At 33.6% G+C, this 18211-nt stretch carries 17 protein-coding genes and 1 pseudogene; 16 read left to right on the forward strand and 2 right to left on the reverse strand.

What is annotated here, in order from left to right; all coding sequences use genetic code 11:
* Positions 1-109 precede the first annotated feature (109 nt).
* Positions 110-406, forward strand: a pseudogene (locus B2S90_RS05980) (PTS sugar transporter subunit IIB).
* 52 nt (positions 407-458) lie between these two features.
* Here the strand turns inward: B2S90_RS05980 and B2S90_RS05985 are convergent.
* Complete coding sequence (locus B2S90_RS05985; RefSeq protein ID WP_286696709.1) at positions 459-2564, reverse strand: SulP family inorganic anion transporter; 2106 nt, start codon at positions 2562-2564, stop codon at positions 459-461.
* Between the two features lie 186 nt (positions 2565-2750).
* Here B2S90_RS05985 and serC point away from each other — a divergent pair, with 186 nt between their 5' ends.
* The 4 genes from serC to B2S90_RS06005 all read left to right on the forward strand — a co-directional run bounded on the left by serC (position 2751) and on the right by B2S90_RS06005 (position 7289).
* The gene (serC, locus tag B2S90_RS05990) at positions 2751-3836 is read left to right on the forward strand and encodes a 3-phosphoserine/phosphohydroxythreonine transaminase (protein WP_279067734.1); all 1086 of its coding nucleotides are present in this window, start codon (positions 2751-2753) and stop codon (positions 3834-3836) included.
* A gap of 1 nt (position 3837) precedes the next feature.
* Complete coding sequence (locus B2S90_RS05995; protein WP_006507039.1) at positions 3838-5004, forward strand: phosphoglycerate dehydrogenase; 1167 nt, start codon at positions 3838-3840, stop codon at positions 5002-5004.
* An 81-nt stretch (positions 5005-5085) separates the two neighbouring features.
* Positions 5086-6486 carry a PTS sugar transporter subunit IIC gene (locus B2S90_RS06000; RefSeq protein ID WP_278861516.1) on the forward strand — a complete coding sequence of 467 codons (1401 nt, stop codon included), beginning with the start codon at positions 5086-5088 and terminating at the stop codon, positions 6484-6486.
* A 653-nt stretch (positions 6487-7139) separates the two neighbouring features.
* The gene (locus tag B2S90_RS06005; protein WP_278780870.1) at positions 7140-7289 is read left to right on the forward strand and encodes a hypothetical protein; all 150 of its coding nucleotides are present in this window, start codon (positions 7140-7142) and stop codon (positions 7287-7289) included.
* Positions 7290-7337: 48 nt separating this feature from the next.
* Here B2S90_RS06005 and B2S90_RS06010 read toward each other — a convergent pair whose 3' ends face one another.
* Positions 7338-8219 carry a YitT family protein gene (locus B2S90_RS06010; protein ID WP_278780871.1) on the reverse strand — a complete coding sequence of 294 codons (882 nt, stop codon included), beginning with the start codon at positions 8217-8219 and terminating at the stop codon, positions 7338-7340.
* A 195-nt stretch (positions 8220-8414) separates the two neighbouring features.
* Here B2S90_RS06010 and B2S90_RS06015 point away from each other — a divergent pair, with 195 nt between their 5' ends.
* From B2S90_RS06015 to B2S90_RS06065, 11 genes are all read left to right on the forward strand, one after another.
* The gene (locus B2S90_RS06015) at positions 8415-9251 is read left to right on the forward strand and encodes a phosphate ABC transporter substrate-binding protein (protein ID WP_055234389.1); all 837 of its coding nucleotides are present in this window, start codon (positions 8415-8417) and stop codon (positions 9249-9251) included.
* Positions 9241-10158 (forward strand): phosphate ABC transporter permease subunit PstC, encoded by a 918-nt coding sequence (gene pstC, locus B2S90_RS06020; RefSeq protein ID WP_286696710.1) that lies wholly within the window; start codon positions 9241-9243, stop codon positions 10156-10158. Before B2S90_RS06015 ends, pstC begins: the two co-directional genes overlap by 11 nt.
* 52 nt (positions 10159-10210) lie before the next feature.
* Positions 10211-11074, forward strand: coding sequence for a phosphate ABC transporter permease PstA (gene pstA, locus B2S90_RS06025; protein WP_286696711.1), 864 nt, complete (start codon positions 10211-10213; stop codon positions 11072-11074).
* A gap of 14 nt (positions 11075-11088) precedes the next feature.
* Entirely contained in the window at positions 11089-11841 is a 753-nt protein-coding gene (gene pstB, locus B2S90_RS06030; protein WP_055234388.1) for a phosphate ABC transporter ATP-binding protein PstB, read from the forward strand.
* Positions 11842-11888: 47 nt separating this feature from the next.
* Complete coding sequence (gene phoU / locus B2S90_RS06035) at positions 11889-12545, forward strand: phosphate signaling complex protein PhoU (protein ID WP_070101817.1); 657 nt, start codon at positions 11889-11891, stop codon at positions 12543-12545.
* A 14-nt stretch (positions 12546-12559) separates the two neighbouring features.
* The gene (locus B2S90_RS06040) at positions 12560-13237 is read left to right on the forward strand and encodes a response regulator transcription factor (RefSeq protein WP_055234385.1); all 678 of its coding nucleotides are present in this window, start codon (positions 12560-12562) and stop codon (positions 13235-13237) included.
* Complete coding sequence (locus tag B2S90_RS06045; RefSeq protein ID WP_286696712.1) at positions 13237-14919, forward strand: sensor histidine kinase; 1683 nt, start codon at positions 13237-13239, stop codon at positions 14917-14919. The genes B2S90_RS06040 and B2S90_RS06045 overlap by 1 nt, the downstream gene beginning before the upstream one ends.
* A gap of 131 nt (positions 14920-15050) precedes the next feature.
* Positions 15051-15917, forward strand: coding sequence for an Ltp family lipoprotein (locus B2S90_RS06050; protein WP_286696713.1), 867 nt, complete (start codon positions 15051-15053; stop codon positions 15915-15917).
* Positions 15918-16166: 249 nt separating this feature from the next.
* Complete coding sequence (locus B2S90_RS06055; protein ID WP_286696714.1) at positions 16167-16559, forward strand: hypothetical protein; 393 nt, start codon at positions 16167-16169, stop codon at positions 16557-16559.
* A 55-nt stretch (positions 16560-16614) separates the two neighbouring features.
* Complete coding sequence (locus B2S90_RS06060; RefSeq protein WP_040390041.1) at positions 16615-17103, forward strand: dUTP diphosphatase; 489 nt, start codon at positions 16615-16617, stop codon at positions 17101-17103.
* 3 nt (positions 17104-17106) lie between these two features.
* Positions 17107-18186, forward strand: a complete 1080-nt coding sequence (locus B2S90_RS06065; protein WP_286696715.1) for a CapA family protein — start codon at positions 17107-17109, stop codon at positions 18184-18186.
* Positions 18187-18211: the final 25 nt, after the last annotated feature.

Consider the following 18211-nt stretch of genomic DNA (forward strand, 5'->3'; position numbering starts at 1 on the left):
AGTACTTGAATGATATACAAATATTGATAAGTTTGTTTCTAATTTTATATTGAATAATTCAATGGAATTTAATGAATATATAATAAATATGAAGGAAGGAGAGAGGCTTATGAAGAAGATCTTATTGGTATGTAATGCTGGTATGTCAACAAGTATGCTTGTATTAAAGATGGAAAAGGCAGCATAAGATAAAGGCATTGAAATGGAAGTTAAGGCTCTCCCAGTAACAGATACAGAAAAAGAACTCAATGACTGGGATGTCATTATGTTAGATCCACAAGTTCGTCATATGGAAAAGAGATTAAGAGAATTAACATCTACACCGATTGAAGTCATCAATATGCGTGACTATGGTATGATGAACGGTGAAAAGGTATTAGATGCTGCTCTGAAAATCCTCGGATAATATTTGATAATTGAATTACTCCTTAATGTGAAAAGTGAAGATGGATTCATCTTCACTTTTTGTTTTTCTCCAGTCTTTCTAAATGTTTCTGATGGAGCTCTTTATAATGATTAAAAGCATGAGGATTTAATTCCTGTAGCTTCTTTTCATATTTGCTACGGTACTGTTTTAATACACGTAATGTTTCAGGATTCATTTCCTGTAACTTTTCTTCAATACGATCACGATATTGTTCGAGTCGTTCTTCTACATACTGCTCATTTTCATGAATCTTTTCCATGATTTCTGGAATATGCATTTCTAGTCTTGATAAGAATTCATCCGCTTCAATCAAACCTAGTTCACCAAAGTCTGTATGATTTTCAATATCCTTTAATAGATCAGGAGATAAGTCAGTTTTAGAATGAATCTTATCCAACATTTCCTGAGTCATCTTCTGTTTATACTTTTCAGCTTCATTTCCAAAGGCCCATTCTAATTCAGGTTGTATAAATGAGATATGAGATGTTTTTAAATCTTCTAATGGATAAGGAGGGACAAGTCCACAATCTAATAATGCCTGCTGCATTGTACGTCTTACATGACCACTTGTAATTATTTCTATACCACCATTTTCTCTTAATGCCTGATTAAGATGATCCATATGACGTGTTAAATAGAAATCTATATTTCTTTTCTGTAAATCATTATAGAAGATAATCAAACGATCAATTGCAGTAAAATCAATATTACTAATACCAGAAGCATCTACAATAACCTGCTCAGTATCTTCTTTAATCGCTTTTTCTATATCTTCCTGGAACTTATCAATATTCGCAAAAAATAGATTTCCTGGGAAACGATAAATAATAGTATGTCTAATTGGTCTTGCATTCACATTCTTTTCTAGATTAAAGAAGCCTGTCTGCCCTGGAATTACACCTAAGAAATGGGCTGGTGGAGTGACTGCCTTAAGAATTACAGCGAGGAAGGATAAGACAATACCAATCACTACACCATAAATAGTCCCAAAGATAAGTACTCCACAACATGCTGCCATAAAGATATAGAATTCATTTCTACTTTCTTTAAATAAACGTTTACCTAACGCAAAGTGACAGGCACCAAGTAAGGCAGTAATAACGATGGCAGTTAAAATAGGAACAGGAAGGTATTCAATAAATCCTGTACCAAATAATAGAAGAAGTGCCATAGTCGCAGCAGCTGATAAGCTCATCGCCTGAGTCTTACATCCATACTGTCTTGCGAGACCAGTTCTAGAAACAGAACCATTTGTCGGACAGCATCCTACAAGTGAAGTAGCCAGTTCAGCTATACCATAGGCAAATATTTCTTTGTTTCCATCTAATTTATAGCCATCCTTCATTGCATTACCCTGTGCAGATAATAAAGTCTGTGCGAGTACAACTATCGCAATAGATAATGTAGTAAAGAATAAAGCAGAAATATCTACATGGGCAATAGAAGGAATCACAAGCTTTGGTAAACCTGGATCAACATGAGGTAATAACTTCACTCCATATCTTTCTAAAGGAAATAGGGCAGTCAATAAAGCACCGATAAACATCATAAGAATAGGCATAGGAATCTTCTTATTTATTCTCTTTACTATAAGAATAATGGCAAGAGTGAAGATACCTAATACAAAAGATAAACCATTAAAGAGTGGTAACTCTTTAATAATATGATTGACTAACTCAAATATTTCACCTGTTCCTGTTGTCCCACCAAAGAGCTTAGGAACAAGCATCATAATAATAGATAAACAGATACCTGTTACGAATCCACCCATGACAGGTGTAGAAATATACTTAACAGCACGTCCTGCTTTAATGATTGAAAAGAAGATCAACCATAAAGCAACCATGAGTGCAATAACAGGAACCACCTGCATTGCTTCCTTTGTCCCGGCAGTAATGCCAAGAGTAGCCAATGCACTTCCAGTAAGAGCTGCAGGGGCTGCATCTACACCAAATACAAAATCATGACTCGTAGTAAATAAACTAAATACGAGAATAGGAACCAAAGAACCATATAAACCATAGACCATTGGTAGACCTGCTACCTGAGCATATCCCATTGATATAGGAATAGATATAAAAGCAACAATAATACCTGCAAATACATCATCCATTGTCGCATTCTTAAATTTCTTCATAAGCCACCTCTTTCTTAATTCTAATTATAATGATTTATCATGATGAGTCTATCTCTATCAAAACGCCCCTATATTGTATACAATCTAGGATATTTGTTAAAATATTTGTATATTTTAATAATATCAGTGGACAAATTTGTATTAAACTAATATAATGCATATAAATTAACAAGGAGGAAGTCGAAAATGACAGATAAGAGAGTTTATAATTTTTCTGCAGGACCATCTCAGTTACCTGTAGAGGTATTAAAGGAAGCAGCAGATCAGATGCTGAATTATAAAGGCTCAGGCATGAGCGTAATGGAGATGAGTCATCGTTCCTCAACATACCAAAAGATTTTTGATGATACAAAAGCAACTTTAAAGAAAGTTTTAAATATTCCAGATAACTATAATATTTTATTATTACAAGGTGGGGCAACACAGGAATTCACAAACATCGCCTTAAACCTTATGGTGAATGGTAAATCAGATTATATCGTTACAGGAAGCTTCTCTGGTAAAGCTGCAAAAGAAGCTGCTAAGTTTGGGGATGTTCATATTGCCTATGACGGTAAGGACAACGATTTTACAGAAATTCCTACACAGGATCAGTTAGATATTCGTGAAGGTGTTGATTATGTACATCTTTGTAACAACAACACTATCTATGGTACAGAGTGGAACTATGTACCAGATACAAAGGGCGCACCACTTGTAGTAGATATGTCTTCAGATATCTTATCAAGACCTGTAGATGTTTCTAAATATGGTGTTATTTATGCCGGTGCACAAAAGAATATGGGTATTGCAGGACTAGGTGTAGTTATTATTAGAGAAGATCTAGTAAAACCACATCCAGCTAATATTCCAGTTCTTTCTGAATTAGATACTATGTTAGAAAAGGATTCTATGTATAACACACCACCATGCTGGGCTATTTATATGTTAGGTCTCGTAGTGAAATGGATTGATGAACAGGGTGGATTAGAAGTGATGAAGGAAAAGAATGAAAAGAAAGCAAAGCTTCTTTATGACTACTTAGATCAGTCTGACTTCTATAAACCACATGCAAAGAAAGATGCACGTTCTAATATGAATGTGACTTTCACAACTCCATCTAAAGAATTAGATGCTGAATTTGTAAAGGAATCTATTGCAGCAGGTATGACAAACTTAAAAGGACATCGTAGTGTAGGAGGTATTAGAGCATCTATCTACAATGCAATGCCATATGAAGGTGTAGAATATTTAGTTAATTTCATGAAAGAATTCGAGGAGAAACATAAATAGTATGTATAAGATTAAAACTTTAAATAAGATTTCTGAACAGGGCTTAGAAATCTTTGATGATAATTATGAAGTCGGTGATAATTTAGAACATGAAGATGGGATTTTAGTTAGATCAGCTAAATTACATGACTATGATTTCCCAGCTGAATTAAAGGCTATCGCAAGAGCAGGTGCAGGTGTCAACAATATTCCTGTAGATACATGTACTGAAAAAGGAATCTGTGTATTTAATACACCAGGGGCTAATGCGAATGCGGTTAAAGAATTAGTATTATGTGCTTTAATCTTAAGTTCAAGACAGGTGATTCCTGGTATTGAATGGGTAAAGACATTACCAGCTGATGATTTTGGAAAGGCTGTAGAAAAAGGCAAGAGCCAGTTTGTTGGTCCTGAAATTGATGGTAAGAAGCTTGGTGTTATTGGTTTAGGTGCAATTGGTGTGAATGTAGCTAATGCAGCTGTTAAATTAGGTATGGAAGTATATGGTTATGATCCATATATCAGTGTTAATGCAGCATGGAAACTATCTAAATGGGTTCATAAAGCAGCTACTGTAGAAGAATTATTCAAGGAATGTGACTATATTACTATTCATGTACCAGCAACTCCTGATACAAAGAACATGATCAATAAGAAGTCACTTGCAATGATGAAAGACGGTGTACGCATCTTGAACTTTGCACGTGATACATTAGTAAATACTGAAGATATTATCAAAGCATTAAAGTCAGGTAAAGTGGCACGTTATATTACAGACTTTGGTTCTAAAGAACTTGTAGAAACTGAAAATACAGTTGTATTACCACACTTAGGTGCTTCTACTCCAGAATCAGAAGATAACTGTGCAACTATGGCTGTAAAAGAAATGATTGATTACTTAGAAAATGGTAATATCCAGAACTCTGTTAACTTACCTACAGTTGTAGAACCACGTACTACAACATATCGTGTATGTATTATTCATAAGAATATTCCTAACATGTTAGCTGTATTTGCGAACGCATTTGCGAAAAAGAGCATGAACATTGAAAACATGGTCAATAAAGCACGTGGTGAATATGCATATACTGTCATTGATACAAATGATTTATCAGAAGATATCACTAAAGTGATTGAAAATCATGAAGGTGTTATTAAAGCTAGAATTATTGCGAAGATTGTTTTCTAAATCCTTCTTTTTGAATAGTCCATCTAATGATGGACTTTTTCTTTTGAAAAATGTAATATGGGAGTGCGAAGGAGTGATGGGATGAATAAATTAGTAGATGCTTTATCCTGGGTGGCTATGAAATGTACTCAGAATAAATACTTAAATGCAATTAAAAATACCTTCCAGAATTATATGCCAATATCTCTTACAGGTGCTGTTGGAATATTTTGGATAAATGTACTAGTCAATGATCATGGGGGTTTAGGTACTGTTTTTCCACTTATTATGGATTTAAAAGTTTTTAATCCAATCTTTGAAGCATTGAATTATGCAGCTATTTCATGTATCTCTATCGTAATTGTATTATTATTATCTAGTGAAATTGCTCAGGCGAATGGGGATTATGATATTTATCCTGTGATTGTCAGCTTTATATGCTGGTTGATTGTCACACCACATATTATTGATGGTCTTCATATTAATGTGCTATTACATACAGGTAGTGGTGCTATTGTACATACAAAACTATCCACTTTTGTGCATATACCAAATTCTATAGGAATAACTTTGAAAGATTTTACTGCGCAGGGAATAGGTTCAATTTATACATCTTCATCAGGACTCTTTACCGCAATGTTTGTCGCTATATTTGCGACAGAACTCTATCATTTATTAAGAAACTGCGATTGTCTCTTAATTAAGCTTCCTAGTCAGGTTTCTACTAATCAGGTATTATCATTCATGAATATCGTTCCTACGTTCTTGACATGCTTAATTATGGGTTCTGTCTCCTATCTTTGTATCCTAAGCACAGGTCACACACTTAATACAAATATATATAATCTTATACAGCTTCCATTACAGCTGATGGCAGGGGATAATTTAATTGCGGTTCTTGTTTTGTATCTTATTATCACATTGTTTTGGATTGTTGGCTTCCATGGGAAGAATCTTATGTTGTCTATCGTTGAATCTTTGTATAGACCATTACTCTATATTAATATGGCAGCATTTAATGCGGGTTTAAGAGGAAAAGATATACCATATGTATTCAATTCAATGATGTTTCAGATGTTTGGAGAAGTTGGCGGCTCAGGATGTACATTAGGGGTTGTGATATATATACTTGTTTTTTCCAAAAGACATGATAATCGTCTAATAGCGAATATTTCTTTATTCCCAAGTTTAGTGAATATCAACGAAACAGTCATCTTTGGTATGCCCATTGTGCTTAATCCTCTATTATCTATTCCATTTATTCTTGCACCACTTGTTTCTCTTACAGCGGGTTATTTCCTTATTTCAATAGGATTCTGTCCACATGTGATCATGGAAGTACCTTGGGTTATGCCACCTATTTTAATGGGCTTCTTAGTTACTGGAGGAAGTATCTATGGGGCAATATCACATCTCATATGTATATGTATCTCAGTACTTGTGTATGCGCCATTTATTTATATATATGAGAGAAAACAGAAGAAAGAAGAATATATCTATTAAAGTGACAAAAAGAGTGGATTTATGCATATAAATTCGCTTTTTTTGTAACAACTATACAATATCCTTAAGAATACTTGTTTAATCCTTTTATTAGATTATTATAACGATGCAAAAAGAAAATAATTTTTTGCTTCCTAAATCGTCATGAGACGTCCAGCCCATGACATTTTTTTTATTATTATCATTGATAAAATACCGATAAGATGATAATATATTATCATCTTAAGATTAAGGTCTTAAGATAGGAAAATCTAGTTATACATATCGTGGGGTGTAGGGACCTCATGATCTTGTGCAGATATGTCTGCATCTCCTGTACATTCTTATTCGGGTGCGAGGATAAGAATGATCACTGCTCGTAAGAGTATTTCTAATAATTAAATCCCTTATTGAACATGGATATAAAGTGAGTAATTAATGAAACCCTCATACTTTTAACTCATTATAACTTTGATTTTCCTAGGAACGCTGATCCTTTTAATCATTAGGGCATTGATTGAAAAACAGCCACTGCATTCATATTTCATCCATATCAAGCCAAAAGAATATTTATGTAGTGCATGATCCTCCTTATGGAGGATTCTTTTTTTACAAATTATTAATATACTCTTTATTTGATGATAACCATATTTATTATATAAGGTGCTATACTTGTGCACAGAGAGGAAGTTATATTAGAAAAAGCTGGCGGTATCTTATGTGATTATCGTGGACATCCAATTAAAAACCAATTAATCACAGATTTAGTTGTAGGCAAAGAAAATATCGTTCACAATCTGATATCTCAATGTATTAATAAGTAGGGAGACCTGCTTATTTTTTTCATTAAAAAAACCTGGAATAAATCCAGGTTAATCAATAGGTTCCTGATAGAACCTTCCTTTTACAGCATTTGTTTTGACTATATTAACAAAAGCCTGTTTATCAATACTTTTAATTATTTCATAAACATCATTGACTTCTGCAGCACTGACGACTGTATAAAGCATGACACGATCTTCATGTGTATGAGATCCTTCGCCAGTAAAACGAGTCATACCATGATGTGTCTTAACTAATAATTCTGTTTCTAATTCATCTGCTTTATTAGATATGATGAAAAAAGTCATCTGCTGATCTGATTTGTGGAAAGTATCTATTGCCTGAGTAGATACGAATTGGAAAACAATAGAATAAAGAGATGCTTCAAATCCAAATAACATTCCAGAAGTTAATAATAGAATAATATTAAAACCTAGGATGATGTTCCAAGAAGAGATATTCCACTTACGATGAATATAGACTGCAATAAAGTCTGTTCCTCCGGAACTTGCTTTACCATATAAGGCAATAGAAATAGCCAAACCGTTTAATAAACCACCAAATAAAGCAATTAATAATGGATCAGTTGTCACCTTATAAGAAGGAATCAAATCAACTAAGAATGAGTTTAAAACAATCATTAATACACTATAACTAGTAAAACGTTTTGAAATAAGTTTAAAACCAATGATAGCTGGTATCGCATTTAATGAAATATTAAGCACAGAATAAGGTATAGAAATGTTAGCATACTTTAACATTATTCTCTGTACTAATAGAGTCATACCGGTAATACCACCAGGGACTAATTCACCAGCACGTACAAACGTCTTAATATTAAAGGCCATTAAACATGATGCAAGAATAACACATACGAATGATTTGAGGGCTTTTATTGATTTTTTTTGCTGTATTTCCTTTTCATATAACATAAATTTAACATTCGCCTCCTAAAATTCGACCAAATTGTACTATTGTTTATACAATAAAACAACCGTAATTTTGTAAAAAGTAAAAAATCATTTTTACATAATCTTAAGATAATACATACACAAATATGATTTTTTTGTTAAGGAGAAAAATTTATGATGTAGGTGTCTTAAGAAGACAGGAGGAAAAAAGTAAATATGAAAAAAATATTAACGCTTGTACTTGCATGTGTACTTGCATTTTCACTTGCTGGTTGTGGAGGTTCTAAAGATTCTTCAACTGCTGGTTCAGGAGATTTATCAGGAAAGATCTCACTTGATGGTTCTACATCAATGGAAAAATTCGTAACTGCCTTAGGCGAATCTTTCAAAGAAAAGAACCCTAAAGTTACAGTAGAAGCTCAGTTCACAGGTTCATCTGCGGGTATCTCTTCAGTATTAAATGGTAAAGCTGATATCGGTGATTCATCAAGAGCATTAACTGATGAAGAAAAGAGCCAGGGTCTTGAAGAAAACATTGTAGCAATTGATGGTATCGCAGTTGCAGTTAACAAAGATAATACTGTTAAGAATGTAACTAAAGAACAGTTAACTAAGATCTATACTGGTGAAATCACTAACTGGAAAGAACTTGGTGGTAAAGACGAAAAGATCGTTGTTATTGGCAGAGAAGCTGCTTCTGGTACGAGAGGTGCATTTGAAGAATTATTAGAAGTAAAAGATAAATGTCAGTATGCACAGGAATTAGATAATACTGGTGCAGTTGTTGCAAAATGTGCTTCTATTGAAGGCGCTATTGGTTATGTATCACTAGATGCTGTTGATAAATCAATCAACACATTACAGTTAGAAGGTGTTGATTGTACAGTTAAGAATATCAAAGCTGGTAAATATGCATTACAGAGACCATTCGTAATGGCTACTAAAGGTAAAGTTGAAAAACAGTCTAAATTAGTTCAGGCATTATTCGATTACATTGATAGTGATGAAGGGCAGGCTATCATTAAAAAAGTAGGTCTAATCAGTGCTAAATAGCATTGTTGGTACCAATAAAAGTAGACAAGCATCAGAAAAGGCAGCCGCATTAATCGTTAGTGTATGTGCTGCTTTTTCAATAGTTGCAGTCGTCGCTATTACTGCCTACATGATCTATAGTGGCACACCTGCACTTGCTAAGGTTGGTATCGGAAATATCTTATTTAAAACAGAATGGGTTCCTTCTCAAGGAAAGTTCGGTATTCTTTACATTATCTTAACTTCTATTGTTGGTACTTTACTTGCAGTCTTAATCGCAATACCTGTTGGTTTACTTACCGCAGCCGCATTAAGTGAAATGGTCACTGGTACTCCAAAGAAGATTATGAAAGCAGCTATTGAATTATTAGCTGGTATTCCATCCGTTGTTTATGGGTTACTTGGTATCTTGATCATCAACCCACAGATGTATAAGTTAGAAAAGTTTTTTTATCATACATCTCATTCACATCAGTTCACTGGTGGGGCAAACCTCATTGCCGCAATTATTGTATTAGTAATCATGATCTTACCAACATTAATCAATGTCTCTGAAACAGCTCTAGAAACTGTTCCAAATCATTTAAGATTAAGTTCTTATGCACTTGGTGCAACTAAAATTCAGACAATCTTTAAAGTAGTTATTCCAGCTGCTAAGAATGGAATCATGAGTGCCATTGTATTAGGTGTTGGACGTGCTATTGGTGAAGCAATGGCTATCTTACTTGTTGCAGGTAATGCTGTTAATTTACCAGCACCATTCAATTCAGTACGTTTCTTAACAACAGCTATCGTATCTGAAATGTCCTACTCAAGTGGTGTACATAGACAAGTATTATTTACAATCGGTTTAGTATTATTCATCTTCATTATGATTATAAATATCGTATTAATGAAGATTCTAAAGAAGGGTGAAGAAAATGGATAAAGCAGATTCTAAAAAAGTATCAGCTACGTCTCCATTAAAGGAAGTGAACGCTATGGATAGAACGTTATATCATACAAAGAAAAGAATAGGAGATACTATACTACGTGGACTTATTTATCTATGTGCTAGTTTCTCTAGTATCTTAATTCTTGTCATTATTGGTTATGTATTCTCAAAAGCCATCCCCCATTTCCATTTCAAGAATTTAATTGAACCAATGAGTCAGTTAATGAACCCTGAAGGTTTATTAGGTAATATCATCAATACTCTTTATATTGTCGTAGGTACATTATTATTTGCCTGCCCAATTGGTATTGGTGCTGCCATCTACTTAAATGAATATGCAAAAAATAAGAAGTTTGTTGCAGCAGTATCATTTACAACAGAAGTATTATCAGGTATTCCATCTATTATCTTTGGATTATTTGGTATGATCTTCTTTGGTGAAATGCTTCATTTAGGATATTCAGTCATAAATGGATGTTTCACATTAACTATTCTTATCTTACCTATTATTATTAGAAACACTCAGGTTGCCTTAGAATCAGTTCCTTCTTCATATCGTGAAGCTGCATTAGGTATAGGTTCAACTAAGTGGTATATGATTCGTACTGTTATTCTTCCAAGTGCTATGCCTGGTATCTTAACGGGTGTGATTCTTGGTATGGGTCGTATTGTGGCTGAATCAGCTGCCTTATTATTTACAGCAGGTAGTGGTTACTTTATGCCAAGAGGATTCTTCACGCACTTGATGGAGAGTGGTGGAACACTTACTATCCAGCTTTATATGGCAATGAGTAATGCTGAATATGGACAGGCCTTTGTGATTGCGATGATATTGATTATTCTTGTATTAATCATGAACTTTATCGCTAAATGGCTATCAAGTAAGTTTAATGTAGAAAAAGCAAAATAATGAGGTAAATATATATGAATAAAATGGAAATTAAGAATTTAAATCTATGGTATGGTGAAAAGCATGCCTTAAAGAATACAAGTTTAGATATCCCAGAACATAAGATTACAGCGTTCATCGGTCCTTCTGGATGTGGTAAATCTACATTCCTTAAAACATTAAATCGTATGCAGGATTATATAAAAGGGGTAAAGATTACTGGTCAGGTGACATTGGATGGTGAAGACATCTTTGATCCTAGAGTAGATACAACCTTATTAAGAAAGAAAGTAGGTATGGTATTCCAACAGCCCAACCCATTCCCAATGAGTATCTTTGATAACATTGCCTATGGACCTAGAATTCATGGGATTAAGAATCATGCTGAATTAGAAAAGATTGTGATTAGATCATTAAAGCAGGCTGCTTTATATGATGAAATTGCAGATCGCCTAGATACAAGTGCATTAGGTTTATCTGGTGGTCAGCAGCAGAGATTATGTATTGCGAGATGTTTAGCTGTTAACCCAGATGTTATCTTATTAGATGAACCTACAAGTGCCTTAGATCCAATTTCTACATCTAAGATTGAAGACTTATTAATGGATCTTAAGAAAGACTATACAATTGTGATTGTAACTCATAACATGCAGCAGGCTTCACGTATTGCAGACAATACAGCATTCTTCTTACAGGGTGAAATCATTGAAACTGGTGATACAGAAAAGATCTTCTCATTCCCTCAGGATAAGAGAACAGAAGATTATATTACTGGTAGATTCGGTTAATATTTAACAAACAATTAACAATATATTATAATGAAGGAGTAAAAATTATGAGAAGTCGTTTTGATCGAGAACTAGATACGCTTAATGTAGATCTTCAGAAGATGAGCGGTCTTGTAGAGAATGCATTAGAAAATACTATTGCTGCATTTAAAAATAAGAATACTAAGCTTGCTAAAGAAGTGATGGAAAATGATCGTATGATCAATGATATGGAACGTTCTATTGAGTCTATTTGTTTTAAGTTAATGTTAAGACAGCAGCCAGTGGCAAGAGATTTACGTATTGTGACTACTGCTTTAAAGATTGTCACTGATCTAGAAAGAATTGGTGACCAGTGTTCTGATATTTGTGAAATTATCTTAGATTTATCTGGTAATCATATTTATAGAACAGTAGAACATATTCCAGATATGTTAAAGACTGCAAAAGAAATGGTACATAAGTCTATTGAAGCCTTTGTGGAGGGGGATGTAGATAAAGCTCACAATATTTCGAGAATGGATGATGATATTGATTCTTTATTCTTAGATATTAAGAATGAAATCATCCAGATTATGAAAGAAAATAGTGAAAATGCTGATGACTGTTTAGATTACTTCATGATTGCGAAATATCTAGAAAGAATTGGTGATCATGCATCTAATATCTGTGAATGGTTAGATTTCATGGAAACAGGATCCATCAACCAGCAGCGTATTATATAAGGGGGATATAATCAATGAGCGAACGTATATATGTAATTGAAGATGATGAAAATATTCAGGAAATTATCAAGTTATCTCTTGAATCAAGTGGGTATTCAATTACTCTATTTAATAATGCGATAGATGCAATTGTCGCAATTCATGAAGATACGCCTGATCTTGCAATATTTGATGTCATGTTACCAGAATTAGATGGTATTTCAGCTATTAAGCAGATAAGAAAGACTAATACAACTTTGCCTATCTTAATTCTATCCGCAAAGGATCGTGAAATAGATAAGGTAAGAGGATTAGATTCAGGCTGTGATGATTATATGACGAAACCATTTGGAGTGCTGGAACTTGCTGCACGTGTTCGCTCATTACTTAGAAGAAGTCAGCATCATTCAAAGGTTATTAAAACGACATCTTTAGAAATTGATAAATCGAAACATATTATTTTAAAGCAGGGTGAAAAACTGGAATTAACTCATAAAGAGTATCAGTTATTACTCTATTTAGTAGAAAATAAAGAACGTGTTGTAGAAAGAGAAGAACTCTTAAATAATATCTGGGGTTATGATTTTGTAGGCGAATCAAGAGCCTTAGATGTTCATATTCGTTCTTTACGTGCAAAACTTGGTGATGATGGACATCATTATATTAAGACAATCAGAAGTGTAGGTTATCGTTTTATTGAGGATGGTCAATAATGAGACAATCTATATTAAGATATTTTATCTCACTTTTATTAGTATCTCTATGTATCTGTAGTGCAACGAGTATATTTATTATTTCTGGTTCAATGAAAGAGGATTCCGAAAGAGAAATGATGTATTCTGTTAAATTAATAGAATATAACTTAGATTACTCGGGTGATTTAAATAAACAGATAGAAACATTGAATCCACTTGCTTTCTCTGATGATACAAGAATATCTGTCATAGATGAAAAAGGTAAAGTTCTTGCAGATACATACAAGGATGATATTTCTTCTAATCATATAAAAAGAGAAGAAGTGCAGGAAGCACTTCATTCTTCAAATCATGAGGGGTATGCAATGAGACGTTCTGAGACAACTAATCAGCCACTTCTCTATGCTGCATATTATAAAGATAACCACATTATAAGATTGTCCATCCCTTATTCAGGTGTATGGGGTTATTTCCCAGAACTTGCTCCTGCATTTGCGATTTCTATACTGATCAGTATATTATTTTCATACATAGTTGCACGTAAACTCTCTAAGAGAGTCACTCAGCCTTTGACAGAAATCAGTGAGTCTCTTAATAATATGACTGAAGATTATCGTTTTGAACTCCCAACAACAGATTATGAAGAATTTACACCTATTATTGATACACTAGAAAATCTCTCTCACCGATTAAGAAAATCTATGAGAGAGACAAGATTTGAACAAGATAAGATCAATGCGATATTAAGAAAGATGGAGGAAGGCTTTATCTTACTTGATGAGAATGGCATGATCTTAAGTGTCAATGATAGTGCTATAAAGATTCTAGGACCTTTAAAAGAGAAGGACAATTTAGTTGATCATATCTCTTATCCAAATCTTATAAATGCGTTAAATAGTGCTTCTAAAAAACAACGTATAGAATTAAAGATTCATGATTTTGATTACCAATGTGCAATCTCCCGCCTTCCATTTGGTACAGCACTCTTCTTTGTAGATATTACCGCAATGAAGAACTCACAAAAGATGAGAGAAGAATTCTTCTCTAGTGTATCTCATGAATTAAAAACACCTATTACAGCTATTAGAGGTTACAGTGAATTATTATCACAAGGATTCATCAATGATGAAAATCAGAAGAAGATGATGCTTTCTAAGATTCAAACTGAAGTGACTAATATGTCTTCTTTAATTAATGATATCTTGATGTTATCTAGACTAGATAGTGATGATTTGATTGTAGAAAAAGTTCCTGTTAAGATGCAGGCATTAATGAAGGACATCTCACAAGATTATGAAGGTTTATTATTGAAATACAATGTAGAGCTTCATACAGATGTTGATCCTATTACTTATATTGGAAATGGGTCTCAGATAGAGACATTGATTTCTAATCTAGTAAGTAATGCGATTAAATACAATAAAGAAGATGGTCATGTTTATGTTCATATTTATAGTAAAGAAGATAATATGGTCATTGAAGTCAAGGATACAGGTATTGGTATACCACTTGCAGATCAAGGACGTGTCTTTGAAAGATTTTATCGTGTTGATAAGGGACGTAGTAGAATCAAAGGTGGTACAGGTTTAGGCCTTGCCATCGTTAAGCATATTGTTTCTTATAATAAAGGAACAGTGAAATTACATAGTCAATTAGGAGAAGGTACTTGTATTACGATTACTCTTCCTAACAAATCATAAGCTGTCATCGTACAGCTTTTTTTTGATTATTTTTTATAGACACCTTTAAATAGGCATTCTCAAGCACTTACTCAATACATCTTTTGATGGATAGTACTACAATATAGATATCCAAGGAAGGGGATGTTGATATGATTTTATTTCTATTATTTTTAGTTTTACTTGTACTAGGCATTGTGTATTTCATTAAATCAAAGAAAAACAATGAACCAAATGATAAGGCGAAAAAGACATTAATGGCTTCACTTGCTTTCTTTGTATTGTTTGTGATTCGATGTGTATCAGTGGATGCGTTTATGATGTTTGGCTTTGTTGGTTTTGTATTTGGAATCGGCTATTTTGTATATTGCTTGTTTAAAAAACAGCCTAAGAAAAAAGCACTTTATATGATTCTTGCAGGTTTCTTGGTTTTTGCATATGCAGGCAGTATCAGTGATCCAGAACCAATTGAATCTTCACCTGAAGTGTCTACTACAAAGGAAGTCAAGAAGAAAAAGAAAGTAGAAGTTGCTGATTTGAGTCAAACAGATGCACAGGCTTGGTGTAATGAAAATGGCTTTAAATTCAGCAAGGAAGAAGACTTTTCTGATAGTGTGGCAGAGGGTGGGTTTATTAGTCAGTCACCAGCAGCAGGTACACAATTAGAAAAGGGAAGTACCGTTACTGTTCATTATTCGAAGGGTAAAGAACCTACTATGGAAGATAAAAATGCACTTGCGAAAGCAGAAGGTTACTCTTCTAGAATGCACATGTCTAAGGCGGCAATCTATGATCAGTTAACTTCAAGTTATGGGGAAGGCTTTCCACCAGAAGCGGCACAGTATGCAGTGGATCATTTAGTGGCAGATTATAAGGCAAATGCATTAGAAAAGGCTAAATCATACCAAACTAATATGCATATGTCTCGCTCAGCTATATATGATCAGTTAACTTCAAGTTACGGAGAACAGTTCACTGCTGAGGAAGCACAATATGCGGTAGATAACCTACCTCAGTAATCGCAAAGTTGTATTTTTGAAAGAGTTAGAAAGAAGCATAAATAAATGCTTCTTTTTTTGAAAATACATAGTTTTCCCATAAGTAATTAGTATAATGCTTGCAGGTGATAAAGCATGAAGATACTTTGGTTAATTGCACTCTTGTAGACAAGTGGATGTTCAACACGTGCCAATTCAAATTATATAGGCCAAGAAGTAAGGACGTTCTATTCAGGATTATTAAATGGTGAAGATATCTCTGTTACATGTATGGACAGAGACTATAAGACTACTTTCTTTAAAGAGATGAATAAGAATCTTCATAAGAAGGAATATAAAGAGATTGACTCTTACGTCTTTAATAAACATTTAGATGTTTCTTATACGACTAAGAAGAATAATAGACTCATGCGTTGTTATCATGGTAGTTCTAAGGTATATGAGAAGCAGTATATGAATTACTTTTTTACTATTTCGGTTTTGGAGAGTGATTTGAGTAGTTCCCAGGTAGAGACATCTTCTTTTAGTTTTACAAATAAACGTAAAGTGTCTTTAAATATTCAAGTGACTAAGGATGATCACTATTACAATGCTATAATAACTGATAAAAAGACTGCAAGAACTTATAAAGAATTTAAATATCGTTTTGATAATGAAGTCTAGAGGAAAATCTAGACTTTTTGTGTATAATAGATATATAAGGCGAAAGGAGATTGGAATGAATAGCGCTAAATTTTATAAAGTATCTTATGAACAGTTTCAAATGGGAATGGAAAAGGAAGATGTAAAGGACATCTATGATGCAATTAAGCTTCCACGTCGTGCAACTAAAGGATCTGCAGGATATGATTTTTATACACCTATTGATATACATCTAGAACCTGGAGAAACAGTCAAGATTCCTACAGGAATCCGCTGTGAAATGAATGAAAGATGGGTATTAATGATTTATCCAAGAAGTGGTTTAGGGTTTAAATATCGTCTACAGTTGAATAATACTGTAGGTGTTATTGATAGTGATTATTTCTATTCAGATAATGAAGGTCATATTTTTATTAAGATGACGAATGATTCAAATGAAGGAAAAGTAGTTGATGTTCAGGCAGGACAGGGTATTGCCCAGGGAATCTTCATGACATATGGTATTACTGAAGATGATGATGCGACTGAAACACGTAATGGTGGATTTGGTTCAACGACTAAATAATCTATGAAATATCAACTTCTTCTTGCAGTTATGTTACTTCTTTCAGGATGTAGTGCACCTCCTAAAGAAGAAGTAAAGAAAAAAGAAACTTCGAGTGTTTCTTTTGTTGCAGTAGGAGATAATCTCTATCATCAATGTATGCTTGATGAAGCCAAGACTTCTAGTGGTTATGACTTTACAGGCTATTATAAGAATATTAAGAAGTATATCCAGGCAGATTATAGTTTTGTGAATCAGGAAACGATATTGGGTGGAGGTGTACCTTCTGGTTATCCCCTCTTTAATGCGCCTGATAGTGTTGCCGGTGATTTACAGAAGGTAGGATTTAATGTAGTGAATGGATCCACTAATCATGCTTATGATCAAGGGGCATCAGGTATATTACATTCTATCCAGGTATTTAATAAGTATCCTCGTATGACTTATTTAGGGCTTTATAAGAATGAAGAAGAAAAACAGAATATTAAGATAGTAAAAAAGAATGGCATTAAGATTGCGTTTGTATCTTTTAATCAATATGTGAATGGTGTGACTTATCAGGAAAAGTTACCTTATATGATTAATTTTCATGAATCCACTATGATGGAGAATATGAAGAAAGCAAGAGAGAATGCTGATATTGTGATTGTGTCATGTCATTGGGGTATTGAGTATGATTATTATCCTAATATATTCCAAAAGAATATGGCTAAGCAGCTTGCTGATGCAGGTGCAGATGTGATTATTGGAACACATACACATACATTACAGGATGTAGAATATATTCAAAGAGCGGATGGTAAGCGTACATTAGTTGCTTATAGTTTAGGTAATTTTGTGAGTGGAATGTTAGAAGAATCATGTCAATTAGAAGGTATGCTTTCTTTTGATATAGAAAAAAAGAAGATTAAGAATGTGGTATTCACACCACTTGTGAATTACTATACTTTAACGGGTAAAAGAGAAAGACATGATTTTTCTGTTTATCGTTTAAAGGATTATACAAACAAGTTAGTGGAGAAACATGGTTTTCCTAATCTGACTATTTCTCATATGAAAGAAGAAGTAAAACAGAAAGTAAAGAATATCAAAATTGATATGTAAGGCAGTCTTTGACTGCCTTTTGAGG

It is taken from the genome of Catenibacterium sp. UBA627 (genome assembly GCF_002299355.1).
GTDB lineage: Bacteria > Bacillota_I > Bacilli_A > Erysipelotrichales > Coprobacillaceae > Catenibacterium > Catenibacterium mitsuoka.

What these genes read in the sequence shown, in the direction of transcription:
- B2S90_RS05985 (WP_286696709.1), bottom strand. Translation starts at nt 2,564, where the DNA reads ATGAAGAAATTTAAGAATGCGACAATGGATGATGTATTTGCAGGTATT.
- serC (WP_279067734.1), top strand. Translation starts at nt 2,751, where the DNA reads ATGACAGATAAGAGAGTTTATAATTTTTCTGCAGGACCATCTCAGTTA.
- B2S90_RS05995 (WP_006507039.1), top strand. Translation starts at nt 3,838, where the DNA reads ATGTATAAGATTAAAACTTTAAATAAGATTTCTGAACAGGGCTTAGAA.
- B2S90_RS06000 (WP_278861516.1), top strand. Translation starts at nt 5,086, where the DNA reads ATGAATAAATTAGTAGATGCTTTATCCTGGGTGGCTATGAAATGTACT.
- B2S90_RS06010 (WP_278780871.1), bottom strand. Translation starts at nt 8,219, where the DNA reads ATGTTATATGAAAAGGAAATACAGCAAAAAAAATCAATAAAAGCCCTC.
- B2S90_RS06015 (WP_055234389.1), top strand. Translation starts at nt 8,415, where the DNA reads ATGAAAAAAATATTAACGCTTGTACTTGCATGTGTACTTGCATTTTCA.
- pstA (WP_286696711.1), top strand. Translation starts at nt 10,211, where the DNA reads ATGGATAGAACGTTATATCATACAAAGAAAAGAATAGGAGATACTATA.
- pstB (WP_055234388.1), top strand. Translation starts at nt 11,089, where the DNA reads ATGAATAAAATGGAAATTAAGAATTTAAATCTATGGTATGGTGAAAAG.
- phoU (WP_070101817.1), top strand. Translation starts at nt 11,889, where the DNA reads ATGAGAAGTCGTTTTGATCGAGAACTAGATACGCTTAATGTAGATCTT.
- B2S90_RS06040 (WP_055234385.1), top strand. Translation starts at nt 12,560, where the DNA reads ATGAGCGAACGTATATATGTAATTGAAGATGATGAAAATATTCAGGAA.
- B2S90_RS06045 (WP_286696712.1), top strand. Translation starts at nt 13,237, where the DNA reads ATGAGACAATCTATATTAAGATATTTTATCTCACTTTTATTAGTATCT.
- B2S90_RS06050 (WP_286696713.1), top strand. Translation starts at nt 15,051, where the DNA reads ATGATTTTATTTCTATTATTTTTAGTTTTACTTGTACTAGGCATTGTG.
- B2S90_RS06055 (WP_286696714.1), top strand. Translation starts at nt 16,167, where the DNA reads ATGGACAGAGACTATAAGACTACTTTCTTTAAAGAGATGAATAAGAAT.
- B2S90_RS06060 (WP_040390041.1), top strand. Translation starts at nt 16,615, where the DNA reads ATGAATAGCGCTAAATTTTATAAAGTATCTTATGAACAGTTTCAAATG.
- B2S90_RS06065 (WP_286696715.1), top strand. Translation starts at nt 17,107, where the DNA reads ATGAAATATCAACTTCTTCTTGCAGTTATGTTACTTCTTTCAGGATGT.